This window comes from Bordetella sp. N, from assembly GCF_001433395.1.
In the GTDB taxonomy this organism is placed as follows: Bacteria; Pseudomonadota; Gammaproteobacteria; order Burkholderiales; family Burkholderiaceae_B; genus Bordetella_C.
Window position 1 is genome coordinate 1,085,996 of record NZ_CP013111.1, and the last position, 26,055, is coordinate 1,112,050.

At 65.4% G+C, this 26,055-nt stretch carries 24 protein-coding genes; 16 read left to right on the forward strand and 8 right to left on the reverse strand.

The window, feature by feature from the left end:
* Positions 1-119: 119 nt before the first annotated feature.
* Both ASB57_RS04715 and ASB57_RS04720 read left to right on the forward strand, forming a co-directional pair.
* Positions 120-1,721, forward strand: a complete 1,602-nt coding sequence (locus ASB57_RS04715) for a glycosyltransferase family 39 protein (protein ID WP_057650983.1) — start codon at positions 120-122, stop codon at positions 1,719-1,721.
* A gap of 4 nt (positions 1,722-1,725) precedes the next feature.
* Positions 1,726-2,718, forward strand: a complete 993-nt coding sequence (locus ASB57_RS04720; RefSeq protein ID WP_057650985.1) for a ChbG/HpnK family deacetylase — start codon at positions 1,726-1,728, stop codon at positions 2,716-2,718.
* Positions 2,719-2,763: 45 nt separating this feature from the next.
* Here ASB57_RS04720 and ASB57_RS04725 read toward each other — a convergent pair whose 3' ends face one another.
* The 4 genes from ASB57_RS04725 to ASB57_RS04740 all read right to left on the reverse strand — a co-directional run bounded on the left by ASB57_RS04725 (position 2,764) and on the right by ASB57_RS04740 (position 7,533).
* Positions 2,764-3,516 carry a CoA-transferase gene (locus ASB57_RS04725; RefSeq protein WP_231755338.1) on the reverse strand — a complete coding sequence of 251 codons (753 nt, stop codon included), beginning with the start codon at positions 3,514-3,516 and terminating at the stop codon, positions 2,764-2,766.
* Between the two features lie 5 nt (positions 3,517-3,521).
* Positions 3,522-4,334 (reverse strand): CoA transferase subunit A, encoded by an 813-nt coding sequence (locus ASB57_RS04730; protein WP_231755339.1) that lies wholly within the window; start codon positions 4,332-4,334, stop codon positions 3,522-3,524.
* Positions 4,335-4,414: 80 nt separating this feature from the next.
* Entirely contained in the window at positions 4,415-6,586 is a 2,172-nt protein-coding gene (locus ASB57_RS04735; RefSeq protein WP_057650988.1) for a gamma-glutamyltransferase family protein, read from the reverse strand.
* Between the two features lie 98 nt (positions 6,587-6,684).
* Positions 6,685-7,533 carry a MurR/RpiR family transcriptional regulator gene (locus tag ASB57_RS04740; protein ID WP_057650990.1) on the reverse strand — a complete coding sequence of 283 codons (849 nt, stop codon included), beginning with the start codon at positions 7,531-7,533 and terminating at the stop codon, positions 6,685-6,687.
* Positions 7,534-7,774: 241 nt separating this feature from the next.
* Here ASB57_RS04740 and yghX point away from each other — a divergent pair, with 241 nt between their 5' ends.
* Together yghX and ASB57_RS04750 are read left to right on the forward strand one after the other, a co-directional pair.
* Positions 7,775-8,662 carry a YghX family hydrolase gene (gene yghX / locus ASB57_RS04745; protein ID WP_057650992.1) on the forward strand — a complete coding sequence of 296 codons (888 nt, stop codon included), beginning with the start codon at positions 7,775-7,777 and terminating at the stop codon, positions 8,660-8,662.
* A 50-nt stretch (positions 8,663-8,712) separates the two neighbouring features.
* Entirely contained in the window at positions 8,713-9,165 is a 453-nt protein-coding gene (locus tag ASB57_RS04750) for a DOPA 4,5-dioxygenase family protein (protein ID WP_057650994.1), read from the forward strand.
* 54 nt (positions 9,166-9,219) lie between these two features.
* Here the strand turns inward: ASB57_RS04750 and ASB57_RS04755 are convergent, their stop codons facing one another.
* Positions 9,220-11,217, reverse strand: coding sequence for a GAF domain-containing protein (locus ASB57_RS04755; protein ID WP_057650996.1), 1,998 nt, complete (start codon positions 11,215-11,217; stop codon positions 9,220-9,222).
* A gap of 170 nt (positions 11,218-11,387) precedes the next feature.
* On the opposite strand from ASB57_RS04755, the gene ASB57_RS04760 reads away from it, so the two are divergent.
* The 11 genes from ASB57_RS04760 to ASB57_RS04810 all read left to right on the forward strand — a co-directional run bounded on the left by ASB57_RS04760 (position 11,388) and on the right by ASB57_RS04810 (position 22,928).
* Positions 11,388-12,689, forward strand: coding sequence for an ABC transporter substrate-binding protein (locus ASB57_RS04760; protein ID WP_057650998.1), 1,302 nt, complete (start codon positions 11,388-11,390; stop codon positions 12,687-12,689).
* 40 nt (positions 12,690-12,729) lie between these two features.
* The gene (locus tag ASB57_RS04765; protein WP_057650999.1) at positions 12,730-13,635 is read left to right on the forward strand and encodes a branched-chain amino acid ABC transporter permease; all 906 of its coding nucleotides are present in this window, start codon (positions 12,730-12,732) and stop codon (positions 13,633-13,635) included.
* Complete coding sequence (locus ASB57_RS04770) at positions 13,635-14,672, forward strand: branched-chain amino acid ABC transporter permease (RefSeq protein WP_082621381.1); 1,038 nt, start codon at positions 13,635-13,637, stop codon at positions 14,670-14,672. The genes ASB57_RS04765 and ASB57_RS04770 overlap by 1 nt, the downstream gene beginning before the upstream one ends.
* Positions 14,653-15,408, forward strand: coding sequence for an ABC transporter ATP-binding protein (locus ASB57_RS04775; RefSeq protein WP_057651001.1), 756 nt, complete (start codon positions 14,653-14,655; stop codon positions 15,406-15,408). The genes ASB57_RS04770 and ASB57_RS04775 overlap by 20 nt, the downstream gene beginning before the upstream one ends.
* On the forward strand, positions 15,405-16,079 hold the full coding sequence (locus tag ASB57_RS04780) for an ATP-binding cassette domain-containing protein (RefSeq protein WP_057651004.1): 675 nt from the start codon (positions 15,405-15,407) through the stop codon (positions 16,077-16,079). Before ASB57_RS04775 ends, ASB57_RS04780 begins: the two co-directional genes overlap by 4 nt.
* A complete protein-coding gene (locus tag ASB57_RS04785; RefSeq protein WP_231755340.1) occupies positions 16,076-17,308 on the forward strand; it encodes a CaiB/BaiF CoA-transferase family protein in 1,233 nt (410 codons plus the stop codon). The genes ASB57_RS04780 and ASB57_RS04785 overlap by 4 nt, the downstream gene beginning before the upstream one ends.
* Before the next feature lies 1 nt (position 17,309).
* Positions 17,310-18,080: an enoyl-CoA hydratase/isomerase family protein gene (locus ASB57_RS04790; RefSeq protein ID WP_057651006.1), complete on the forward strand. Its 771-nt coding sequence runs from the start codon at positions 17,310-17,312 to the stop codon at positions 18,078-18,080.
* 94 nt (positions 18,081-18,174) lie between these two features.
* Positions 18,175-19,467, forward strand: a complete 1,293-nt coding sequence (locus ASB57_RS04795) for a hydroxymethylglutaryl-CoA reductase, degradative (protein WP_057651007.1) — start codon at positions 18,175-18,177, stop codon at positions 19,465-19,467.
* Positions 19,468-19,595: 128 nt separating this feature from the next.
* Positions 19,596-20,507, forward strand: a complete 912-nt coding sequence (locus ASB57_RS04800; protein WP_057651009.1) for a dihydrodipicolinate synthase family protein — start codon at positions 19,596-19,598, stop codon at positions 20,505-20,507.
* A gap of 86 nt (positions 20,508-20,593) precedes the next feature.
* Complete coding sequence (locus ASB57_RS04805; protein ID WP_057651011.1) at positions 20,594-21,580, forward strand: tripartite tricarboxylate transporter substrate binding protein; 987 nt, start codon at positions 20,594-20,596, stop codon at positions 21,578-21,580.
* 28 nt (positions 21,581-21,608) lie between these two features.
* Entirely contained in the window at positions 21,609-22,928 is a 1,320-nt protein-coding gene (locus tag ASB57_RS04810; protein ID WP_057651013.1) for an acyl-CoA thioesterase/bile acid-CoA:amino acid N-acyltransferase family protein, read from the forward strand.
* On the opposite strand, the gene tam is transcribed toward ASB57_RS04810, so the two are convergent.
* The gene (gene tam, locus ASB57_RS04815; RefSeq protein WP_057651015.1) at positions 22,887-23,648 is read right to left on the reverse strand and encodes a trans-aconitate 2-methyltransferase; all 762 of its coding nucleotides are present in this window, start codon (positions 23,646-23,648) and stop codon (positions 22,887-22,889) included. The two genes, ASB57_RS04810 and tam, sit on opposite strands and share 42 nt — an antisense overlap.
* A 96-nt stretch (positions 23,649-23,744) precedes the next feature.
* Positions 23,745-24,314, reverse strand: a complete 570-nt coding sequence (locus tag ASB57_RS04820) for a TetR/AcrR family transcriptional regulator (protein WP_057651017.1) — start codon at positions 24,312-24,314, stop codon at positions 23,745-23,747.
* Between the two features lie 147 nt (positions 24,315-24,461).
* Here ASB57_RS04820 and ASB57_RS04825 point away from each other — a divergent pair, with 147 nt between their 5' ends.
* On the forward strand, positions 24,462-25,151 hold the full coding sequence (locus tag ASB57_RS04825) for a glutathione S-transferase (protein ID WP_057651019.1): 690 nt from the start codon (positions 24,462-24,464) through the stop codon (positions 25,149-25,151).
* Here ASB57_RS04825 and ASB57_RS04830 read toward each other — a convergent pair.
* Positions 25,120-25,992, reverse strand: a complete 873-nt coding sequence (locus ASB57_RS04830) for a LysR family transcriptional regulator (protein WP_057651021.1) — start codon at positions 25,990-25,992, stop codon at positions 25,120-25,122. The two genes, ASB57_RS04825 and ASB57_RS04830, sit on opposite strands and share 32 nt — an antisense overlap.
* Positions 25,993-26,055: the final 63 nt, after the last annotated feature.

The window sequence follows — 26,055 nt, forward strand, 5'->3', positions numbered from 1 at the left end:
AGCGGTTGCTACGACGGCTACAGCTGCTGCCCTTGCCGCGCACACACCAGTGTTTGATAAAAATTCGACTCACCATGCGTGAGAATCTTCTCAATCCAAAATCAGAAGATGTCCTAGCAATGAAGTTATCGTTGACCGACCTGGTCAGGCGCTGGATCGTCGCGCCCTCTCATTTCGTGGCGCTGTTCGCCGCGGGCATCTGGCTCTTGTGCCTGTCGTGGGTGCGCCCACTGACGTTGCCGGACGAGGGTCGTTATGGCGGCGTGGCGTGGGAGATGTTGAGCGGTGGCGCGCATGCGACGCCGCTGCTGGATGGCATGCCGTTCTTCCACAAGCCGCCGCTGTACTACTGGCTGGCAGAAGCTTCCTACGGCACTTTCGGCGCCCAGGTCTGGGCGGCGCGCCTGCCGTCCTGGCTGGCCGCGTGGGCCGTGGCGACAGGGGTATATTTTTTCATGCTGCGCTGGCGCGGCAAGACGGCCGCCATGGTGGCGCTGCTCGCGCTCGCCACGCAGCCCTTCTTTCTAGGCGGCGCCCAGTTCGCCAACCTGGACATGCTCGTCGCCGGCCTGATCGGCTTGACCACGCTATGCGGTGGAGCCACGGTGCTCAGCGCGTATGCCGGCAAACCGTATCGGGCATTGTCGCTGGCGACCGCGATACTGGCGGGCCTGGGCGTACTGGCCAAAGGACTGATCGGCGTGGTGCTGCCCGGTGCGATCCTGGTGCTGTGGATCGTGCTCCGGCGCAAATGGCGTGGCCTGGCGGCGCTGCTGTGGCCAGCCGCGATTGTCGCGTTCCTTGCCGTGGCATTGCCGTGGTATTGGCTCATGCAGGTGCGCTACCCGGGCTTCTTCAACTACTTCTTCGTCTATCAGCAGTTCGAGCGATTCTCGGCGACCGGCTTCAATAATGTGCAGCCCTTCTGGTTCTACGTGCCTGTCATCGCCGCCATGACCCTGCCGTGGGTGCTGTGGCTGGGCGGCGCCATGCGCAAGTCCTTCTGGCAGCAGGAATCCAGTGTCGACACTGCCGCGGATGTGCGTTGGCTGGCGGCCAGCTGGGCCGGTGTCGTCCTGGTTTTCTTCTCGATTCCGTCGTCGAAACTGGTGGGCTATGTGCTGCCCTTGCTGCCGGCCCTGGCCGTCATCATCGCCGAGGTCATCGTGGCCGGCTTGCATCGCGGCAAGGCGGAGCGCGACAACACGACCAGGAAGCTGACGCTGTCGCTGGTGGTGGGCGTGCTGGTGTGCATCTTGGGGACCGGCGTGGCCGCGATCAAGACGAAACCGAATTCGAACGCCGTGGGTGTCGCGGCGCGGGCGGAAGTGCGGCCCGAGGATACGGTCATCGCCTTGCATGTCTATCCCTACGATCTGCCGATGACATTGCGCCTGAAGACGTCGATGTGGATCGTGGATGACTGGACGCATCCGGATGTCGCCCTGCGCGATAACTGGAGAAAGGAGCTGTTCGACGCGGGCCAGTTCGACAAGCCCTCGATGCAGCGCAATCTGATTTCGGAAAAGGAACTGACCAACCGGGTGTGTGTATCCGCGCCGGGTACCGTGTACTGGATCTGGGGAGAGCCGGCGAAAGATTCGACGCGCTATGCCATTCTGAAAGGCCAGGCGCCGCGCTACGCCGACGGTAAAAAGGCAATGTGGCGCATCGTGGTCGACGCGGATACGAAGCGCCGCCTGTGCGGCGGCCAGGATTAAAGGTATGTCATTCCACAGCGAGCGTCTGGGTGAATTTGCGGGAGTAGTGCGTTCCGACGCTGCCTACATCGCGCATTTCTCCCTGTCTGGAAGTGGCGGCGCGGCCAATGACGAGCGAATGCTGAAATCGAAAGGCGGTGAGGCGGGCGCCCGCTGGAAGCTGAAGCCGTGCGCGGGCGACAAGGCCGCTGGCGCCAGGCCGCGGCGCATCATCGTCTGCGCGGACGACTTCGGTATGAATGCCGCGGTCAGTGAGGGCATCTTGCGGCTCGCCGCGAAGCGTCGTATCACCGCCGTGAGTTGCCTGTCGTCTACGCTGTCGTTCCACAAGGACGCACGTCGTCTGCGCGGACTCGATGTCGACATCGGCGTGCATTTGAATCTGACCGATGAACGGTTTTCCGCCAGGCCTGGCCGTGGATTGCCAGGCCTGCTGGCGCGCTCATACCTGCGCAGCCTGAACCTGGTGCAGGTCTCAGGCCAGATCGAACGGCAACTCGATGCCTTCGAGGCCACCTTGGGTCAGCGGCCGCATTTCGTCGATGGGCATCAGCACGTTCATCAGCTTCCGCAGATTCGTGACGTGTTGATCGACGTGCTGTCGCGGCGCTATGGCGATAATCTGCCGTGGCTGCGCAATAGCCGGCCAGGCCTCCTGGAGGGGCTGCCGTTCACCGCGCGGGCCAAGGCGCAGGCGGTAGGTGGCCTGGGTGCGCATCGCACGGCGAAGAACGCGCAGGCGGCGGGCATCAGTACCAACCGCGCCCTGCTTGGGGTGTACGACTTTCGTGGCGGGCTGGATGCGTACGTTCGGCTGATGCTGCAGTGGTTGAGCAATGCCGAGGATGGCGATCTTATCGCTTGCCATCCGGCATTTCCCGCCGCGGCGGGCCAGGATTTCGATCACCAGCGCAGCGCGGAATTCGCGGTGCTCAACGACATAGGTTTTGCCGCGTCGGTGGATCGTAAAGGTCTCGTCCTCACGCGCCGGCCCTAGCGCTGGGCCTGGCGCAGGGACTGGCGTGGGCCCTGTCACCGGCTGCTAGGCCGAAGCCAGCGCGCTTATCTCCTTGCCCAATTGCGCGGCGAAGTCGGGGTACGTTTCGTGCAATTCTTCGAGCACGCGCCCGCGCAGCAAAGCCAGCGCGGCTTCATCCGGAGGCGGCGTTTCGCTGACCGCCGGATCCACATCGAACGTGAAACCGGTGGCGGCCTGGATATCCGCCAGGGCCTGTCCCGGATGCATGTGCACCAGACGGAAGCGGGCGCGTTCAGCGTCGAACATGAACAGCGCCTTGCTGGTGAGCAGCGCGTAGGGCCCGCCCTTGCGATAGACCCCCGGGTCGCTCACGCCAGGGGCGCTGATGAAATCGACCTTGTCCACCAGTACCCGGGGCGAATGTTCCTCGCGGAACAGGATCACCTTGGGGACCACGAAGTACAGATAGGCGGATCCGAATGACCCCGGCCAGCGCACGGACGAGGTGGGGTAGTCGCCGGTACCGACCAGATTGATGTTGGCCTGGCCGTCGATCTGTCCGCCGCCCAGGAAGAACGCGTCGATGCGTCCCTGGCCGGCGCAGTCGAACAGCTCGACGGAGCCGTTGGTGAAGAGATTGTGCTTCACGGAGCCCAGGATGGACAGGCGCACGGGCGCTTGTCCCGCCTTCTCCTTGCGGGCGCGCAACAGCATCGCGGCCGCGGCGGGAATCGGCGAGGACGCGCCTACCGCGACATGGCGGGCACCGTCCAGCAGGGTGGCGATGGTGACGATCAGAAGTTCACGGGGCGTCATGGGAGTCATTGCCAGGCCTCGCTCAACCATTGTTTGAATCCTTCTTCCGTCTTGGCCATCCGCGCATAGTGTTGAAGGGCCGCCGTATCCGTGGGGTATTCCCCCCACAAGCCGTAGGGCGCCGCGCCTTTTTCGGCCTTGGCGACGCCATCCACGTAGAGCGAGGGCAATACCCCGGCGGCGGTCAGCTCGTCTTCCAGAAGGCTACGGTCGACGATGCGTTCGACGGTGACGTACGTGGCGCGGCTGGCATAGGCCATGGCGGCCAGCTCGCGGCGCCGGCCGATCCAGACGTTGCCGTCGCGGTCCGCCATGGGGGCGTGGAATACCGCGATGTCGGGATGCAGGGCAGGGATGGCGACCACCGGATCGGGCGTATCGGAAAACGGGTTCTGGATCACTTTCCAATCGCTGCGATGCCGCAGCACGTCGGTGCCGATCAAGCCGCGCAGGGTGGTGAAGGGGGCGCCCTTCTGCGCGGCCATGAGACCCGCATGGACGGCCGGGCAGGTGGCATCGAGTATCTGAATCGCGCCCGTGGACACCGCCCGCATGAAGCAGGGCGCGCCACCGGCCTCGCCCAGCGACACCGCGCTGGTTTCGACGTGGGACACCAGGCCGGCGCCGATCAGGATGTCGAAGGACAGGCCGCCGGTCGGAATGCCGATCAAGGACAGCTTGCGGGGGGCCTTGCGCAGCAGCGCCGGCACGATGGCCATCGAGACCCCGGCGTAGTCGGCCGGCATGGCCAGGCGGCACCCGTCGGGGATTTTCGCGGCGATGTCATCGACGCTGAGGGAAATCATGGCCTGCGCCATCCTGTCTCCTTTGATCTTATTTTCGGGCGCTTGTGGTCTTGCGCGCGGCAGCGGCGCAAGACCACGGGGCGGCCGTGGAATCAATACCCGTACGCGGCGCCATTGCGGCGGTTGTCCGCGGCGCCGGAGTACGTCGGGTTGCCCTGGGCATCATACGTCACGGCGATGCCCGACAGGCCGCTGACCAGGCCGTCCAGGGCGATGGTGCCCGCCGGATAGCTGTAGTACGACGCCAGCCGGTTCAAGCCGGCGGCGATCGGTTTGCCGGCTTCCAGTTCCGCGACCGAATCCGCGCTGTCCTGGCCGCTCCAGTTGTCGGCGTTCAAGGCCGCCTGCAGGTCCTGCCCGAACACGACATTGCCAAGAAAGGACTTCACGATATAGTCCGGGATCGGGCCGCCACCCGCCGAGCCCCACACCAGGCGCAGGCGGCCTTGCGCATCGAGCGCAATCGAAGGCGAGATGGACGTGCGCGGGCGCTTGGTCGGCGCCAGGCCGTTGACGTCGCTGCCGACCGCGCCGGCGGAGAAGTTGGACAAGGCATCGTTGATGATCATGCCCGCCGCCTCGATGTGCGCGCCCCAATGGGTGTTGATCGTCGTCGTCATTGACAGGGCGTTGCCATAGCCATCGATGATGGCGACGTTGCTGGTGGTGTTGAAGTCCTCGTTGCGCGGACCCGGGCCGCCGATCTGGGCGACCGTCAAGGGCGCGGGCGCCGCGCTTGCCAGCTGGGTGTCCTTAACCGTGTTGGCCGCGGCCAGCGGCGAGTAGAGGCTGGGATCGGTCGCCACATAGGCGGGGATACCTTGCGCGGTGGTGCCGGCGGTCACCGAGGACATGGCGGTGGCGCTGATCAACGCCGCGCGGCCATCGAGATAGCCAGTGGAGAGCATGCCCTGGACACGCGCGTCGATGTTCGAATAGGCCGGGTCGCCGATGTCGGTCCGGCGGTCTATGTTGGCCAGACGGCTGGCCTCTGTCGCCAAATGGATGTATTCATCGCTGCCGAAGGTTTGCGCGGCCATGTCCTTGCGCTCCAGCAGACCCAGCGTGTACAGCACCACCACGCCGCCGAAGGAGGGCGCCGGCTGGGTGTAGACCGTGGTGCCGAAGCGCGACGCCGTCAGGGGTTTGCGTTCAATCGCCTGATAGTTGCTGAAGTCCGCGGCCGTGATCAGGCTGGGGATGCGCGCGGGTTGCGGGTTGGACGAGGAGTACGTCGTATAGCAGTTGTTGCTGCCGTCGCTCTTGGACTTGTCGGCGGCGAAGCGCGCGAGGATGGCGGCGACGATGGGGCCATTGGCGTCATAGAAGGCCGCGGCGCCGCCGTCCCGCACTTCGGCAAGGGTGGTGGCCAGTTCGGGGTTCTTGATGACCGTGCCGACGGCCAGGGGCAGGGCCGACGCGGCATCGGTGGCATCGCAGTAGCGATTGTGAATGTCGGTGTACTTGCAGCGTACCGCGCCCTTGGCGGTGCCGCTGCTGTTCACCCAGGCCGGCTCACCGCCCGCGGGCAGGGGCAGGCCCGTGTCCTCGTCGTAGTCGTTGTAGAGCGTCGCATACATGTACTTCGACATGGGAAAGCCGTCCGTGGCGTAATGGATGGCGTCATCCCACAATGTGTTCCAGTCCTTCTTGCCGTAGGACTGGTGCACCAGATCAAGGACCTTCAGGGTTCCCGGCACGCCGGCGGCGCGTCCGGAAATATTCGTGTTGCCTTGCCAGGCGGACAAGCTGGCGCCCAGGGTCAGCCCGGATTTGCAGCTGAGGTCGTCCGTCACCGCCGCCTGGTAGATGGACGCAGCGCCACCGGTGTTGGCGGGCGCGGCGGCCAGGCCGTCGAACGCGCGTACCTTCTGCGTGGCGGCATCGTAATAGGTGACCAAGGTGCCCCCGGCCAGTCCCGAAGCGAAAGGCTCGACCACAGCGAGCACGCCTTGCACGGCGATCGCCGCATCGATGGCTGTACCGCCGTTGGCCAGTATCTTGCAACCGGCCGCGGACGCGTTAAGGTCGGCGGACGTGACCATCATATTGGTGCCGGTGATACCGACGGTCTGGCCATAAGGCGCGCCCGCCTGCGCCTTGCACATGGCGGGATCGAAGGTGACCGTGCGCGGTTTGGTGTCGGTCGCCGGGGCGTCGCCCGTCGGACCCCCGGGTGTCCCGGTCGCCGGGTCCGACGAAGGTGCGCTGGCAAGCGGCGTGTCGTCGGACGAGCCATCGCCATGGCAGGCGGTGATGAGCATTGCCGTCGCCAACAACAGCGTGCCGGTGATAGCCCGGGTGTTTCTTCTCTGGTCTTTCAAGCAATTCCCCTTGCTTTGTGCGGCCGCTTTCGGCCTCGTTAGAATGCTTCGGTCTGGCGTAGTGCTTCGAGTTCTCGCATGCGTTGGCGGGCCAGCTCGGGTATGGCTTGCAGCAGCGCGGCCATCAAGGCCTCGGTTTGCGCCAGCGCTGGCACCTTGGTATCGAAAGCCGAGAGACTTTGCACGGCGCTGGTCAGCGTGACGCGCGCAAATTCGGCGATGGGGGATTTCCATTCGTCCGTCAGCAGGATGATCTCGGCGCCCAGTTCATGCGCCATCCTGGTGAAGCGGATCACCGAATCCTGATAGCGCCGGTAGTCGTAGACCATGAGCACGGTGCCCAGCTTCATGTCCATCAGCTGAGCGCTGGATCGGTCCAGGGACGGTTCCACTTGCAGCGTATGGGGGCGGATCTGGTTCAGATGCGAGGCCGCGCGCCATGCCAGGAAAGCACTGGCGCGTCCGCCGCAGCACAGCACGGCGCGGTTGGTGTCCGCCAACAGGTCGACGGCCAGCTGGAAGTCGGCCTCGTGGGTCTGCTCGGCGGTCTTGGCCAGGCTCTTGGCCAGATGCGCGAAGACGTGTTTGCCCGCATCGCCGTCGGGACGGTCGGAGGGCAGGGCTTCGAGCAGGGCCATGGGCGAGTTCATGCGCTCGTCCACTTCAGCGAGCAAGGCACGTTGGAAGGCGGGGAAACCGTCGAAGCCCAGCTTGAGCACCAGGCGATGTACGGTCGGATCGCTGACACCTGCCAACCCGGCCAGCGCCGACAGGGGGCCCAGGCCGGCGCTGGGGTAGTTGTTCAGCAGGACATCGAGAATTTTTTGGTCGGATGGCGTGAAGTCCCGCACCTTCTGCTGGACGAGGGCTCTGATCGACTCGGTCATGGATACGGTGGCGCCGCCTGGATGTAATGAAATCGACATCCGGATTGTATTTAGCACGCATACAGCGCGGCAATGCACGGATGTTAGGGGCTTTCCCTAGCGAAAATGTGGGTTTTGTTTCATGTGCTCGTAAGCCATCATCCCTTAGGCGAGGACCGGGGTCGCCTGTACGGGCGGCGCATTCTTCTGGCAATATCGACCTCTAGCCGCATTCACCCGCCTCGCGCACCAGGAGATCTGCATGAATCGACTTACCGCCAAGGACTTCGCCCCGGAACTGCTGGAGCTGTACGACGGCTATGTGCATGGCCGGATCAACCGGCGGGACTTTCTGGATCGGGCGGCGAAGTACGCGGTCGGCGGCTTGACCGCGGCGGGGATACTGGCTTCCCTGAGCCCGGATTACGCGCTGGCGGAGCAGGTGTCCTTCACCGATCCGGACATCGTCGCGGAATACATCCGCTATCCCTCGCCAGATGGTCACGGCGAGGTGCGCGCCTACCTGGTGCGGCCGGCCAAGGTGACCGGGGCAGTGCCAGGCGTCGTGGTCGTGCACGAGAACCGGGGCTTGAATCCCTATATCGAAGACGTCGCCCGCCGCACGGCCAAGGCCGGTTTCGTGGCGCTGGCGCCCGATGGCCTGAGCTCGGTAGGCGGTTACCCGGGTAACGACGAACAGGGACGCGAGCTGCAGCAGAAGATCGATCCGCAGAAATTGATGAACGATTTCTTCGCCGCCGTCGATTATCTGCAGGCCAGCAAGTTGACCACCGGCAAGGTGGGGATCACGGGTTTCTGCTACGGTGGCGGCGTCTGCAATGCCGTTTCCGTCGCCAATCCGAAGCTGGCGGCGGCGGTGCCGTTCTATGGGCGGCAAGCCAAACCGGAAGACGTGGCGCGCATCAAGGCGCCGCTGCTGTTCAACTTCGCCGAAACCGATCCCAATGTGAACGGGACCTGGCCGGCCTACGAAGCGGCCTTGAAGGCGGCCGGCAAGACCTACGAAGCCTATATCTACCCGAACACCAACCACGGCTTTCATAACGATTCGACGCCCCGCTATGACGAGAAGGCGGCCAAGCTGGCGTGGGACCGCACGGTGGCCTGGTTCAAGCAGCATCTAGCCTGAGGGCAGGGCGGCTTTGCATCGGGTCCAGGACTCAAGAAACGGAAAATCGCATGGATAAAACGCCCGCGGGAACGCCCGCGACACCCGAGCCGGCGCAGCCGGTACACGCGCTGGACACGATACGCAGCTACCACGCGCATATCTACTTCGATGGGCCGGCGCAGCGCCAGGCCGCCGAAGCCATCCGGGAGGAAATATCCCAGCGCTTCCCGGTGCTGCTGGGCCGCTGGCACGACACCCTGGTCGGCCCGCACGCGCGGCCGATGTACCAGATTGCTTTCGCGACCAGCGAATTCGCCCGCTTCGTGCCGTGGCTCATGATCAACCGGCGCGGCCTGGTCGTGCTGGTGCATCCCAATACGGGGCGCCCCAGAACCGATCATCTGGAGCATGCGCTGTGGATGGGCGAGATGCTGGACATCCTCAACGCGCAGCGCCTGCCCGAAGCGGCGGGTCCCGAACCGGCCATCGTTCCGAATACGCAGCCTACGCAAGTGCCCTGAGCGGCCCTGCAGCGGCCGGGCGGCTTGCCTATGCGGCTTACCTGCGTGGCTTACCTAATCGGCGCCGCCCTGCAGACCTTTGCGCAGGGTATGCAGCCGCAGCGCCACATGCAGCTCCAGGAAGCGGCCGCCGTCGCGCCAGCTGTCCAGCAGGCCATCGACGACTTCAAGCCTCTGCCTTAGCGTGTTGACGTGTATTTGCAGGTGATCGGCGGTGGACCTGGCGTTCTGGGTGTGCTCCAGATACGCCAGCAGGGTGCCCGCGATATCGGTATTGCGGCGTTGGTCGTGGGCGACCAGTTTGCCGATGGTGGCCTCGATGAAATGCGACACGTCCGCGGCCTGCCTTTGCTCGAACAAGAGCGAATACATCGTCAGCGCGGACTCGGCGACCATCTCATGGGAGCGGCCCAGCGCGCGCAGGATACCGATGCCGCGCTTGAGCGCCAGGAAGCTGCCCGGCAGCGCCGTCACGGTGGTCAGGGGCCCGGATATGACGCCAAGGGTGTTCAGTCGCTCGTCCTTCACCACGGTATCGCGCAGGGTCTGTTCGAGTTGCGGATAGGCTTCGCCCGCGCAGATCGCCACCAGCAGACCTTCGAATTTCTCCAGCAAGGTGCCGCGGGCGATGCCGGCGCGCACGCGCCGCAAGGCGTATTCGATGTCTCTTTCCTCGACGCTCAGAACCACCAGGCGCAAGGGATGGGACAGATCCAGCCCGAAGGCCTGGGCGCGCGACTGCAAGGCGGGGAAGCTTTCCTGCTGCCAGCTGACCAGCGCCCGGATGGTGGCCGCGGATTCGTTGCTGACCACCAGTTCGCTGCGCTCCTGCGACAGCATGACCACACCAGCGACCAGGGCGCCACGTTCGAAGGTGCGCACCTGCGTCGGCGTCATGGGGTGTTCGGACGCGATCAGCAGCGCGCCGAGCAGGCGATCGGCGCCCATCAGCGCGGCGATGCGGACATGCCCGGGCGGCTCGGCCGCGGCACCGGCCCATTCCACCGCTTGCGAGCGCCCTGATCGGCGGCAGGCGGACAGGGCCAGATGAACGGCATCCTGCACGTGGGTCTTGCGCATCAGGCCATCCAGCGGATTGTCGGCGCCGGTACGTTGCAGCAGCTGCTCGGCCTCGTCCAGCAGCGCGATATGGCCATCGAGCAGGGACGCCACCTCGTTCAGCAGATCCAGTACCGTGCAGCCCCGCGCGACCAGCTTGGTCATCTGCTCCTGGGCTTCCGCCGCGGCCTCGATTTCAGCGGCCTGGCGGTGCAACGACGCATTCGCTTCGCTGGCCCGCTGCAGGGCCACCTGGGTCTCCTGAAACAGGCGCGCGTTCTCGATGGCGATGGCCGCCTGCGCCGCGAGTGTCGACAGCATCGCGACTTCCCACGGTTCGTGATGGCGCGGATGGCGATCGCAGATGCACAACATGCCGATGCAATGGTTGCCGACCATCAGCGGCGCGCCCAGCAGCGACCGCACGCCTTCTTCCTTGATGGCAAGGTCTATCCCTTGTTCATGGGCGAAGCCATGGTCCATCAGGTAATCGGTGCAGTGGTAGGGCGTCTTGTGCGTCAGGACGTGGCCGCAGATGCCATGGTCCTGGGGCACGCGCACATTCTTGAAACGCTCTGAAATCGCGCCTTCGGCGGCGCGGATATAGAAATCGTCGCGCAGCCGGTCGAAGTTGGTCAGATAGCCGATGTCCGACGCGAAGATCTGCCGTGCCCGCCTGACGATGGCGCCCAGCACCAGTTCAAGGTCGCGGATGGCGGTCAGGTCGTTGGCGCTTTCCAGCACCACCAGCAGGCCTTTCTCGCGCCGCTGCTGCAAGGTCTGCTGCTCGCAGATCGCGACGGCGGCGCGGATGCTGCCCACCAGCAGGGAGCGCTCGGCCGCGTCATGCACATTGCTTTCGACGCGCGCCAGCATCTGGTCATAGTCGCGCGTACTGGCATTGCGTTGCAGCATCGCCAGTAATTCGGACTGCAATTCGCCTGGCGCCAGGACCAGCGACTGAGCGGAAGAAAGGTCTTGGTGTTTCGACATGGTGGCTTCAGTGAAAACCCTGAACTGCACTGCGGCATACCAGGGGATATGGCGCTAGTGGACAGGAAATCATTCCACTTATGTATTCATCGTCCATATCTTGCAGCCTGCTTAGCCGGCATTATGCACGTACTAAAACATTTTCAGTCTAGAGGCTGAGGAGACAAAACATGAAGTTGCTCGCCCAATTTTTGGGTGCGAGTGCGGTTCTGCTCGCACTGTCAGGCACGTCCCACGCCCAGCAAGCTCGCCCCGTTGAAATCAGGCTGGGCATGAGTACCTTCATGACCGGAGCGGCCTCCGTTCTGGGCGCGCCCGCCAAGGCGGCCGCCGATATGTGGATCGAGGACTTCAACGCGGCCGGCGGTATCGATGGCGTCAAGCTCAAGCCCACCTGGATAGACGAAGGGCAGGGCGCCGACAAGTTCCTGTCCGACTATCGCCGCCTGGCGCAGGAGCCCGGCGAGAAGGTGATGATCTCGGCGATCTCCAGCGGCTACTGCAATGCCCTGGCCCCGGTGGCGGAGGACCTCAAGGTCGTCAACATCCTGTGGGAATGCTCCACCGAGAAAGTGCTGGAAGACCGGCGCTACAAGTATGTGTTCCGCACGGGGCCGAACGGCACCATGGAAATGGTCGCGGCCGTCTTGCAGTTGCTGCGCACCAAGCCGGATTTCAAGACCATCGCGGTGGTGAACCAGGACTATGCGTGGGGACGCGACTCGTGGGAGGTGTTCCGCAACACGCTGCTGGCCCTGAAGCCGGACGTGAAGATCGTCGCCGAGCTGTTCCCCAAGTTCGGCGCGCCTGATTTCTCCACCGAAGTGACGCGCCTGCAGGCCTTGCGCCCGGACGTGGTGCTGTCGACCGCATGGGGCGGCGACCTGGATACCTTCCTGCGCCAGGCTTCGCAACGCGGCCTGCTGAAGAACTCGCAATTCATCCTGCCGCTGGCCGACTCGTCGCTGGAACGTCTGGGCGACGCCATTCCGCCGGGCGTGATCGTGGGTTTCGTCGGCGATGGCTATTTCGCCGATCCGGAGTACGCCAACGACCCCGAGACGCGCGCTTTCGTGCAGAAGTTCAAGCAACGCACGGGCGCCTATCCCAATTTCGCCGTGTATCACATGATCCAGGCTCTGAAGGCCACGACCGGGGCGTACAAGCACTTCCTGGCGGACAACGGCGGCAAGTGGCCCTCGGCCGAGCAATTGGCGACGACCTTGCGCGGCTCCGAATATCGCGGCCTGTCGCGGCCGATCCGCATGCGCGAGGACGGCCAGGCCCTGCAGGGGCAGTTGCTGGGCATCACCCGCAAGGATCCCTCGCAGGCGTTTCCGCTCGTCGGCCAGTTGACCTTCTATCCGGCGGACATCGTGGCCGCGCCGGTGGGGCAGAAGTCGGTCGAGTGGGTGAAGTCGCTCAAGCCCGACCTGGTGCAGAACGCGCAGATCAAGCGCGTGGGCAACTGAGCGTGCGGTCGCCATTGAATCGCGGCGCGGATACGTAGCCATGGACCTCAACCTCATCTTGCTGGCCAGCGTCGACGGTGTCTCCTATGCGAGCCTCCTGTTCCTGATCTCGCTGGGCCTGACCTTGATATGCGGCGTGTTCGGCGTGATCAACGTCGCGCATGGCAGCCTGTATGCCTTCGGCGGTTACAGCGCCGCCACCTTGCTGGCCTGGCTGACGCCGCATACGTCGTCCACCCCGGTGATGATCCTGGCCCTGTTCGTGGCCGCCGCCGTGGTGGGCGGCGCGCTGGGTATGCTGCTCGAACGGGGCCTGCTGCGCTTCTTCCAGGACCGGGACCCGATCCTGCAATTGCTGGTGACGTTCGCGGCCTTCATGGTGCTGGAGGATCTTCAACGCATGATCTGGGGATCGACACCCGTCAGCGCCGGCGATCTGGCCGGCCGCATGGGCACGGTGGAATTGGGCGGCGTGACTTTCATGAACTATCAGCTGCTGTTCGTGCCTGGTGTCGCCCTGGCGGCGTATGCGGGTTTGCAATTTCTGCTGCGGCATTCGCTGGCGGGCCGCCAGATCGTCACGGTCATCCATAACCGGGAAGTGGCCACCGCCTTGGGCATCAACGCGGCGCGCGTCGGGACCTTGACCTTCGCGCTGGCGGGGGCGCTGGGCGCCCTGGGCGGGGCCCTGTCGGTGCCCATGACTTCTTTCGTGCCGGGGCTGGGCGCGGAGATGATCGTCACGTCCTTCGCGGTGATCGCGACGGCGGGCCTGGGACAGATCACGGGCGCGCTGATCGCGGCCTTGCTCATCGGGCTGAGCCGGGCCATGGTGGTGTACGTCTTGCCGGAGCTGGAGGTGGTCATGCCCTATCTGATGATGGTCGCGGTGCTGCTGGTGCGCCCGCATGGCCTGTTCTCCGTCACCGCGGCGCGGAGGATCTGATGCGACGACCCCTCGTTCCTCTGGCGGTGGCCGCCGGCGTTGCTTTGTTGCTGGTGGCGGGCTGGATCTGGCCGTCCGCGCGCGTGCCGCTGATCACCTTTCTTTGCTATGGCCTGGCCGCCCTGGGGCTGACGGTGCTGTTGCGCGCCGGCCAGGTGTCCTTCGGCCATGCCATGTATGCCGCCATCGGCGGTTATGGCGCCGGTTTTACCGCCCGCTATTTCCCCGGGACCGATGCCCTGGTGGTGCTGGGGGCCGGCGTGTTGGCCAGCGCGGCCTTCGGCGCCATCGTGGCGGCGTTCGTCACGCGCTACCGCGGCATCTTCTTCGGGATGTTGAACCTGGGCATCTCCATGGTGCTGTTCGCGCTGGCCGGCAAACTGTACGCGTGGACCGGCGGCACGGACGGCCTGCGTTTCGAACGGCCGACCTTTCTTGGCATGGTTCTGGATCGCGGCGAATTCGAGTACGCCATGCTGGGGCTGGTGGCGGTGCTCGCGACCGGACTGGGCTGGCTGGTGCAGCGCTATTTCGTGTCTTCGGCGGGACAGGTGATGCTGGCGATCCGCAGCAACGAGACACGCCTTGAATATATCGGCGTGTCGGCCAGGGCGGCCCTGGCACAGGGCTATGTGCTGTCGGCCGTCCTGGTGGGACTGGCTGGCGCCTTGCTGGCGCTGGAGCAGAACCTGGTCACCCCGGAAAGCGGCTACTGGATCCGGTCGGGCGAGTACGTCTTCATCGCCATCCTGGGTGGGTCGGCGCATGCCGTCGGCGCTTTCATCGGCGCCGCGGTCTTCGAAGCCATCAAGCTGGGCGCGGCCGCTTATTTCACCAATGCCTGGCAGATGCTGCTTGGCCTGACGCTGATCGCGGTGATCTTCTTCGCGCCGCAGGGAATCGTCGGTTGCCTGCGCAGGACGCCCAAGGCACGGGCGCCGCTGGACCATGGCGCTAAAGCGGCCAAGGATCAGGACACGGTTCCCGCGACCGGGCACACCACCAAAGGAGGCAGCCATGACAGCCTCTCGTACTGAACTCCTGCGCACCGAAGGCCTGACCTTGCGCTTTGGCGGCATCAACGCGGCGGATGGCATCGACTTCGCCTTGCAGCAGGGCGAGCATCTTGCGGTCATCGGTGCCAACGGCGCCGGCAAGACCACGTTCATCAATATCTGCACCGGCTATCTGAAGCCCACGCAGGGCAAGGTTTTCTTCGAAGGCGCCGATATCACGCGCAAAGGGCCGCGCCAGATCGCGCGATTGGGTGTAGGCCGCTCTTTCCAGTTGCCGCAGCTGTTCATGGATCATACCGTGCGCCAGTGCCTGCAGCTGGCCTCCGTCAGCCGCAAGGGCACCTTGTCGCGCTGGACCGCGCTGGCCACGGCCGCGGACCGCAAGGCGGTCGACGAGATGCTGGCGCTGGTGGAATTGCAGCCCTACGCGGACCATCCGACCACCGTGCTGCCCGAAGGGCGCCGCAAGCTGCTGGACGTGGCCATCGCCCTGATGCTTGAACCCAAGCTGGTCATCATGGACGAGCCGACCAGCGGCGTGGCGTCCGAGGACAAGCACGGCGTCATGCAGACCCTGATGCACGCACTGGAAGCGCGCCGCGTTACCAGCTGGTTCGTGGAGCATGACGTGGACATCGTCCTTAGATATGCGACCCGCGTGGCCGCCTGGATAGATGGCCGTATCGCGGCGGACGGCACGCCGCAAACCGTTTTCTCGGATCCGGTGGTGCGCCGGGAAGTGCTGGGGTTGCGATGACGTTGAAGATTGAATCCATGAATGTGGACCTGGCGGGCCACGCGGTGCTGCGGGATGTCAGCGTGGCACTGGAGCCCGGCCAGACGGTGGCCGTGGTCGGCCGCAACGGCGCCGGCAAGACGACCCTGCTGCGCAGCATCATGGGCCTGGCCCGGCTGCGCGCGGGCCGGTTGTTGCTGGATGGCGAGGATATCGCGCGTCAACCGGCCGCCCGGCGCGCGGCCAGCGGTTTCGGCTACGCGCCGGAAGACCGGGTCATCGTGCCGACACTCACCGTGGCGCAGAACATCACCCTGCCTTGCGAGGTGCTGCGCGTGCCCGCCGGGGAGATCCGGCAAAGGCTGGACGGTGTGCTCGCCAGCGTGCCTCAGCTGCAGGCGCTGCTGCCGCGATCTGGCGCGGCGTTGTCGGGCGGGCAGGGCAAGATCGTCGCGTTGGCGCGCGCGCTGATGGTGGGGACGCGCTTCGTGCTGCTGGACGAGCCGTTCCAGGGACTGGCGCCCGCCCTGGCCCGTCAGTACGGGGATTCGCTGCGCCGGTTGCGGGCGTCCCATCCGCGGCTGTGCGTGATCGTGACGGAATCGAATGCATCCCTGCTGGAGGGTGTGCAGAACCAGACCCTGCACATCGAACGCGGACAGATCGAGTTGGCATCGGAGGTATCGAAGTGAATGATGATTTGGCACAACTGCCCCTGGGCGAGGGCCCCTTGCGGGGCTTGGTGGTCATCGACATGACCCGGGTCGTGGCGGGACCCTATTGCACGATGATGCTGGCGGACCTGGGCGCCACGGTGATCAAGATCGAGAACCCGGCCGAACCGGATTACGTGCGGGACTTTCCGCCGTTCGTGCAGGGCGAGCAGGGCAAGGCCAGCGCGTTCTTCGCCCAGTACAACCGCCACAAGCTGGGCGTGAGCCTGGACCTGAAGTCGGAGGGCGGTCGTCGATTGCTGCGCGAGCTGGTCGCCAAGGCGGACATCCTGGTCGAGAATTTCCGCCCTGGGACGATGGCGCGCATGGGGCTGGATTATGAAACCCTCAAGCCCTGCAATCCCCGCTTGATCTATGTCTCCATCAGCGGCTTCGGCCAGACGGGTCCCAACGCCAAGCGGCCCGCTTACGACAACAGCGCGCAGGCCACGGGCGGCTTGTGGTCCATCAACGGCGCCAAGGGCCAGGCGCCCTTGCGTGTAGGGACCATCATCGGCGATTTGTCCGCCTCGTTCTACGCGACGATCGCCGCGCTGGCCGCCGTGGTGGACATGCGCAAGACCGGCCTGGGCCAGCAGGTGGATGTGGCGCAACAGGATTCGGTGGTGACGCTGACGGAACACGCCATCGTCAATTACACCGTCGACGGCATCGTCGGCGAGCCGCTGGGCAACGATCATCCTTTCGTGCGTCCCTACGGCCAGTACGCCTGCAAGGACGGCTTCGTGTTCTTCGGCGCCTACACCGACAAGTTCTGGCGCGAGGCCTGCCGGCTGTTCGGCGAGCCCGATCTGGTAACCGATACCGAGATCGACACGATGGCCAAGCGCTTCGATCCGGACGTTTACGCCAGGCGGGTACAGCCCATCGTCCAGCGCTGGTGCGCCGGGCGTACGAAGGCGGAGCTGGAGGCCCTGGCGGGCGACATCATCCCGGTGACGCCCATCAAGACCATCGCCGAGGTGGTCGAGGATCCGCATCTGCGCGCCAGGGAGATGTTCGTGTCCACCCAGGTCGACGGCGCTGCCGTGCAGGCCTTCGGCAGCCCCATGAAGCTGTCACGCACTCCGGTACAGACGCAGGGCGGGGCGCCCGCGTTCGGCCAGCACAATGAAGTGGTGCTGAAGGGCTGGCTGGGCGTGGATGCCGCGGATTATCAGCGCTTCGTGGCCGAAGGGGTGATCTGACATGAGTATCACTTACGAGGTGCGGGAGGCCATCGCGCATATCCGCTTCAACCGGCCGGAGAAGCTCAATGCGCTGACCCTGGCCATGTACCAGGACCTGGGCGCGGCCTTCGAGCGCGCGCAGGTGGACGACGACGTGCGCGTCATCCTGTTGGGCGGGGCGGGCGACCGGGCTTTTTGCGTCGGCGCCGACCTGGGCGAATCCATTCCCGCGCTGGCCGAAGGCCGCTTCGATATTTCGGAATGGGATGGCGCGCATCTGAAGCAGAACGGCTACTACAAACCCGTGGTCGCGGCGATCAATGGCCTGTGCATGGGCGGCGGCTTCGAAATCATGCTGGCGACGGACATCCGTATCGCGTCCAGCACGGCGGTGTTCGCCTTGCCCGAGGCCGCGCTGGGCTTTACGCCGGCGGGGGGCACCTTGGTGCGCCTGGTGCGGCAGATTCCCTACGCCTACGCGATGGAACTGATGCTCACCGCGGAACGCTTTCCGGCCGCGCGCCTGGCGGAGATGGGGTTGCTGAACCGTGTGGTCGAGCCGGACCAGCTGGAGGCGGTCGCGCTCGAGTATGCGCGCGGCATTGCCCAGAAAGGCCAGGTGGCCGTGGCCGTGATCAAGGAAGCAGCCCTGACCCTGACGCATCTGCCCTTGGACCAGGCTTTCAAACAGGAGGCCGTGCTGGGACAGCGCGCCTTCACCTGCGACGAAGCGAAAGCGGGTTTGCAACGCTTCATGGCCCGCGCCAGGAATCCCGCCGGCGCCGGCTGAGCGCGGGGGTAGCCGCGCTGACACACCCGGCGCGCGCGGCACTCACCGGGCTTCATCTTCATTCATTCCGACCGACCTTTTCCAAGGAGACTTCCTGATGGCTGACTCACGCCTGCCCAATTTCCGTGCGCTCACGCCCGCCGAACGCGCGCAGTACCTCGTCAAGACCTGCGGCTTGACTGAAGCGGAGGCCGCGTTGATCGAGCGGCCCGGCGCGCTGCCCCTGGCGCGCGCGGATGGCATGATCGAAAACGTCTTCGGCACCTTCGAGCTGCCCCTGGCCGTGTGCGGCAATTTCCAGGTGAACGGGCGTGACGTGCTGGTGCCCATGGCGGTGGAGGAGCCCTCCATCGTGGCGGCGGCGTCCTACATGGCCAAGCTGGCGCGCGACACGGGCGGTTTCGAGACTTCCAGCACGGGTCCGCTGATGCGAGCCCAGGTGCAGATACTGGGCGTGACCGACCCCTACGGCGCGCGGCTGGCCTTGCTCAAGCACCGCGACGAGATCCTGGAGGTGGCCAATAGCCGCGACAAGGTCCTGATCGGCCTGGGTGGTGGCTGCCGCGATATCGAGATCCACGTGTTTCCCGACACGCCGCGCGGCGCCATGGTGGTCATGCACCTGATCGTCGACGTGCGCGATGCCATGGGCGCGAACACGGTGAACACCATGGCCGAGTCCGTCTCGCCGCTGGTGGAGAAGCTGACGGGTGGGGCGGTGCGCCTGCGCATCCTGTCCAATCTGGCCGATCTGCGCCTGGCGCGCGCGCGGGTTCGCCTGACACCAGCGACGTTGACGACCAAGGAGCGCAAGGGTGAGGAAATCATCGAGGGTGTGCTCGATGCCTATACCTTCGCCGCCGTGGATCCTTATCGCGCGGCCACGCATAACAAAGGCATCATGAACGGCATCGATCCCATCATTGTCGCCACCGGCAATGACTGGCGCGCCGTGGAAGCGGGGGCGCATGCCTGGGCTTGCCGGGGTGGCCACTATACGTCGCTGACCCGGTGGGAGAAGGACACCAGCGGGGCGCTGGTGGGTTCCATCGAGATGCCCATGCCGGTGGGACTGGTCGGCGGCGCCACCAAGACGCATCCGCTGGCGCAGCTGTCGCTCAAGATCATGGGTGTGAAGACGGCCCAGGAACTGGGCGAAATCGCGGTGGCGGTGGGGCTGGCGCAAAACCTGGGCGCGCTGCGCGCCCTGGCCACCGAGGGCATCCAGCGCGGCCACATGGCGCTGCACGCGCGCAACATCGCGCTGGTGGCCGGCGCCGTGGGCGACGAGATCGATGCGCTGGCCAGGCAGATGGCGGCCGAGCACGATGTGCGTACCGATAGGGCGGTGGTACTGCTGGCGGAGCTGCGCGGAAAATCCCGCTAGGTCTCCATTCGTCACCTGACGGGCTATCTGCTATCTTCCAGAGATTGTGCGGGCGTTCCTGGCGGCGGTTTACCGTCGCCAGGGGCTGCCGCCAGCGAGTTGCCACGTATAAATCCTGGAGACATGTCATGACCGCCTTTGCTTTCCCGCAGTTGCGCGCCGCGCTCAACGGTATTTCCGGCATCCTGGTGACGCCGTTCGATGAACAGGACGCGCTGGCGCCGCACAAGCTGGCCCCCATCGTCGATCGCGCCGTGGATGCAGGCGTGCACTGCCTGGTCGTGAACGGCAATACCAGCGAGTTCTACGGCCTGTCGCCCGAGGAAGCGGTGACCATGGCGCATGCGGCGACCGAGCAGGTGGGCGGACGCGCGCCGGTGCTGGGCGGCGTGGGCCGCGACATCGGCCAGGCCTGCCGCCTTGCACGCGAGTCGGCGCGCGCCGGCGCCAGTGGCCTGATGGTGCATCAACTGCCGGATCCCTTCGTGGCGCCGCGCGGGGTGGTCGAATACGTGAAGCGCGTCAGCGACGCCAGCGGCGGCCTGCCCATCGTGCTGTACCTGCGCAACGAGAACATCGGGCTGGCCGCCATCGAGGCGCTGTGCCGCCTGCCGGGTGTGGTCGGCATCAAGTGGGCATCGCCCACGCCCTTGCTGATGGGCGAAGCCATGCGGCGCACCGCGGACCTGGATCTGGCCTGGGTGTGCGGCCTGGCCGAAATCTGGGCGCCGCCCTTGTACGCCATGGGCGCCCGCGGCTTTACGTCCGGCCTTATCAACGTCAAGCCGGCGCATTCCATGGCCATTTACCAGGCCCTGGAAGCCGCCGACTATCCGCGCGCCCGCACCCTGATCGACCAGATGCGCGCCTTCGAGTCCTTGCGCGCGGAGGAGCAGAACGGCTGCAACGTCAGCGTGGTGAAGGCAGCCTTGCAGCTGCTGGGCCAGGACTGCGGCGCGCCCCGTCCGCCGGCCGCGTGGCCGCTGACGGAGGAATCGGCGCAGGCCTTGAAGCAGCTGTGGGCCGGCTGGCGCGACTGACGCGAAGCTGAGGGAAAGCCCTAGATGGCTTCCCGCTGACGCTTGCACGACCATACGGTTTTCCCATTCCGATCAGGGAGTGCCGCATGGCTTTGACTCGTCGTCACATGCTGGGCGCGCTGGCCGCCTTGCCTTATGTGGTCAGCAGCGCGCGGGCCGCGGGCAATTTTCCCGACCATCCCATCCGGCTGCTGGTCGGCTTCGCGCCGGGTGGCTTGACCGACATCGCCGCGCGGGCCCTGGCCGAACGCATGGGGCCGGCCATGGGCGGCACCGTGGTGGTGGAGAATCGGCCTGGCGGCCAGGCCATCATCGCCACGGTGGCGGTGGCGCGCGCCAAGCCCGACGGCTACATCCTGGGTTTCGCCGGCACGAACGGCATGATCCTCAATCCGCTGCTGTACACCAACCTGCCGTACAAGCAGGCGGACTTCAAGCAGCTGGGATCCATGGGCAAGTCGCCCATGGTACTCATCGTCAATCCGGCCCTGGGCGTGAACACGGTGGCCGAGTTCGTCGCGCTGGCGAAGAAGAAGCCGGGTGACATCACCTGCGCGCACGCGGGCATCGGCGTGATCAACCATCTTGCCATGCTGCATTTCCAGACCCAGACCGGCACCGAATTCCAGGGGGTGCCCTATAAGGGCAGCGGTCCGGCGCTGATCGACATGATGGGCGGCACGGTCATGAGCACCTTCGACTTCCCGACGTCGGCATTGCCTCACCTTAAATCGGGCAAGCTCAAGGCCCTGGCCGTGACGGCGGACCAGCGCCTGTCCAGCCTGCCGGACGTGCCGACCATGGCCGAGGCCGGCGTGCCGAACATGGAGCTCTATACCCGCATGATGATTTCGGGTCCCGCCAATATGCCGGCTGACGTGGTCGCCGTGCTGGAAGCGGCGGTGAAGAAAGGCACCGAGGATCCGGGTTTCATCAAGCAGTTCGCCGATCAGGGCGTGGCCATCGAGTTCTCGTCCTCGGCGCAACTGGACAAGATACTCGCGGACGAGAACGCCCTGTGGGCCAAGGTCATCCGCGACAACAACGTGCCCAAGACCGAGCTGAGCAGCTGAAGCCGGGGCCCGTCCCGCGCATTCCCTTATGCATCCATCCATCGTCGTCACGCCGGAACGCGCCCTCATCGACGAGGCGCGCGAGATCCGCTTGCAGGGCTTCGCGCCCTATGCCTTCGTCACCGTTGCCGCAAGTATGCGCATGTGCGGCGCGCTGTGGTCGTCGGAGTCGGTCTTTCTGGCCGGCCATGACGGCTGCCTGGACCTGGGCCGCGATAGTCCGGTGGCAGGCTCTTACGCGCAACCCTCGGCCATGGGCATCGTCTGGTCCATGCAGTGCCAGGAAATGGACCGCGTGGTGTTTCCGCCGGATCGCACGGACGACCTGGTCGTGGATATCCGCGCCACCAGCGGCGGGGCGTCGGCCAGCGCGGTATTGATCCAGGAATTCGTCGGGCCCGGCGTGCGGCACGAGTCCCTGATTATCGATATTGACGGCATGACCTTGGCGGGCGAGCTCTATACGCCGCCGGGTCCGGGGCCGCATCCCGTGGTGGTGTACATGAACGGTTCGTCCGGCGGCGTGAATGCGCCCCGCGCGGCGCTGTTCGCGGCGCGCGGCTATCAGTGCCTGGCGCTGGCGGTATTCAACTACCCGGGCCGGCCGAAGTATCTCAACGACATGCCCCTCGAGTATTTCGAGCAGGCGCTGCGATGGGTGCGGCGTGAATTGCAGCCGAAGGACGACTTCGTTGCCGTGTCGGGCATCAGCCGGGGCGGCGAGATGTCGCTGCTGATCGCGGCCCATTATCCCGAGCTGGTCAGCGCGGTGGTGGCCTACGTGCCGTCGCCCGTGACGCACGGCGTTGTCAGCGCGGGGGCGCCTGGCACCGGTCGCGATGCACAGGTCTGGACCAAGGGCGGACAGCCCTTGCCGCATCTTTGGCAGGACAATGCGACCGCCGATTGGGAGGCTGCCTATGCCACGGCGCCGCCTTATCGCCAGACCCTGGCCTTTCTGAGCGCCTCGCGGGACGGCGCCGCGTTCGAACGGGCGCGTATCCCGATCGAGCGCTATCCCGGTCCGACCATGCTGGTCAGCGCGTCGGACGACGGCTTCTGGCCCAGCACCGCCTATTCGGAAATAGTGGTGCGCAAGCGCCAGGCAGCGGGCTTGCCGGTCGAACATCACGTCTGTGCCGGCGCCGGCCACCACGTTCACTATCCGACCTTGCCCGCCACCCTCATCAACAAGCCCCACGCGATGTCGGGCTTGCTGCTGGACGCGGGCGGCACCGCCGCCGCCAACGCGGCGGGCAATGCGGAGTCGTATCGGGCGGTCCTGACGTTCCTGGCGCAGGCCGCGTCAGCGCGTCGCCAGGATGAACAGGCGCGGGAAGGGCAGTAGCACCGTGCCGCTGGGCAGGGCCGGGTAGGCCTGCTCGATGCGCGCCTTGTACATCTGCAGGAACACGGCTTTTTCGCTGTCGTCCAGCTTGGCCAGGAAGGGGCGCAGGGCCGAACCCTTGAACCATTCGACCACGGCCTGGGCGTCTTCCAGCGCATGGAAATACGTGGTGCGCCACACGTCCAGATGCTGGCAGCGCGTCTGCAGCAGGCCGTAGTACCACTGCGGCGTGTGGCGGTTGTGGTGGCGCACCTGGGAGATCTTGCCGCCCCAGCGGGCATCGGCCGCCACTTCCTGGGCCAGCAGATGCGCGGGCTCCTGCAAATTGTCGGGGGTCTGGATGGCCAAGGTGCCACCCGGCGTCAGGCAGTCGACCAGATGGGGATACAGCGTCTGATGGTCCGGCAGCCATTGCAGCGACGCGTTGGCCAGGATCACATCGTATTTCTGGGAAGGCGCCCAGTTTTCGATATCGGCCAGTTCGAAGGAAGTCTGCGGCGACCGCTTGCGGGCCGCGTTGATCATGTCCTGGTCGCTGTCCAGCCCCGTGACCTGGGCCTGCGCGTAGCGCTGCGCCAGGACCTCGGTGGAGTTGCCCGGGCCGCAACCCAGGTCCACCGCCACCTTGACGTCTTCATTCGGAATCGCCGCGACCAGGTCGCGGACGGGGCGGGTGCGTTCGGCTTCGAAACGGGAATATTGCTGCGCGGACCAGGTCATGTTGGGTTGTCTCCCTGTATTGCGTGGGCTGAAGTAAGCAGGAAGGTTACGCACCTAAGCTTACAGAAAGGCCTATGAAGAAGCCTGCGAAGAAACTTAAAAGAGGCCGGCTTCCCGGTAGCCGTCGATCAAACCGTCGTAGACCGAGACGTCGGCGCGGCTTCTTGCAAGCAACTGGGCGCCGGCCACGGCCGCGAAGATGGCGCGGGCCCGCCGTTCGCTGGCTTCGGGCCCGACCGTTCCGGCTGCAAGCAGCGTCTTGTTCAGCCACGCGATGTTCATGTCACCGAAGGCGCGCACCTCCTTGTTCACTTCCTCCGGCAGATCGACGCTTTCCGCGGCCAGGAAGCTGCCCAGGCAGATCCTGTTATCCGCTTCCAGGGCTTTGCGAAACGTCTGCGGATAGCGCCGCAGCGCGCGCTGCGGATCGCCTTCTTCAGCCAACAGGGCATCCAGCGTGGCGGCGGCGTTTTCCGTATAGCGCCGGGCAACGGCAGCCCCCAGATCAGCCTTGTTGGTGAAGTGGTAGTAGATGCTGGCCGCCTTGATGCCGACGTCCGCCGCCAGGTCGCGAAAATTCAGGCCGCCATAACCATGGGCCTGGGCCATTTTCGTGGCGGCGGCAAGGATGCGGTCCTTGGCGTTGGCGCCCGCTTCGGTCTTCAACACAAAGATTCCCGGTAGAGATTGACGTCGGCAAATATACCTCTTATTCTCTACCTAACGATCGTTAGGTAGGCGGTTGGCCAGCCGTCGCGTCCGCAGGCATTCCTGCTTGCGTCCCTTTCCAAGTCTTGTCAGAGAGAGTCATCCATGACTGCCCAAGCAGCCGCTCAAGAAATGGCACGTACGCCTTTGCTGAAGATCCATGATTTCCCCACCGGGCCTTATCCCACGCGCGTGCGGATCGCTTTGGCGGAGAAGAACCTGACAGAGCGGGTCCAATTCCAGTTTGTCGATTTGTACAAGGGCGAGCACAAGACGCCCGAGTTTCTCGCCACGAGGAATTACTCCGGTACCTTGCCGGTGCTGGAGCTTGCCGATGGCACGCACATTGCCGAGTGCACGGCGATCACGCAATACCTGGACGCCCTGGACGGCGCGCCCACACTGACCGGCGCGACGCCACGTGAGCAGGGGCTGATCCATATGATGAACAAGCGCGCCGAGCTGGAGGTGTTGGACGCGGTGAGCGTGTATTTCCACCATGGCACGCCGGGCCTGGGGCCTGATGTGGAGGTCTATCAGAATCCGGAATGGGGTTTCCGTCAGCGCGACAAGGCCCTGCGCGGCATGCGCTATTTCAACGGCATTCTTGCAACGCGAGGCTTTGTCGCCGGCGACACGTTCTCCATGGCCGACATCACCTTGATCGCCGGCCTGCTGTTCGCCGATCTCGTCAAGCTGCCCCTACCCGAGGACTGCGATGCCTTGCGCACGTGGTACGCCACGTTGCGGCAACGCCCAAGCGTCAAGGGGCAGCCCGCATTTGCGGATCGTTGATGAAGGCTTCCGCCCAGTAGTCCATGACTGCGCGCACGGTCTTGTTGCGCTTGAGGTCGCGGTGCGTCACCAGCCATAAGTCAGGGCAAAAGGGCGTGGCCGGGTTCTCCACGCGGACCAGGGCCTTGTCGGCATCGCCCAGGAAGCAGGGCAGGGCCGCCACACCGGCGCCGGCTTGCACGGCGAGCAGGTGGCTGTTGGTGTCGCTGAGTTCGCAAGTGACGGGACGGTCGCCCGCTGCTTCCCGAATCCAGCGTGCCAGGGGCAGGCGGCCGTAACGCTGCTCATAAGCGATGAAGGTCCATTGGCTGGGATCGCGCAGGACCGGGTAGCGGCGGCTGGCATAGAACGCGAAAGACATCCGGCCGACGCGCCGGGTGACGCTGCTGGCTTCACTGGGACGGATCATGCGCAGCGCCAGGTCGGCCTCGCCGCGCGCCAGCGACACCTGTCCCGCTTCCGACGATACGGCCAGCTGGATGCCGGGATGCGCGGCCTGGAAGTCCACCATGCGGGGGGCCAGGAAGTGCGTGGCCAGCACCGGCGGCGCGCTTAGCGTCACCCGGCCCTTCAAGACCACCTGGCTGGCGCGTGCCTGTCTTTCGATGGCGAAGGCGGCCGTTTCCATGAGCTTGGCCTGCTCCAGAACCTGCATGCCCGCGGGTGTCAGCCGGCAAGCGCGCGGCAGGCGCTCGACCAGCACGGCCTGCACTTCACGTTCCAGCGCCGCCAGGCGCCGGCTGACCGTGGCATGGTCCACCGCCAGGGCGCGGGCGGCGCCCGACAAGGTGCCGGCGCGGCCCACGGCCAGGAAATGCCGCAAGTTTTCCCAATCGAACATCTGTGCGTTTTCTCCAGTCTGGGGTGCGATTTTAGGGAATTTACGCGGATAGCGCTGCTGCGT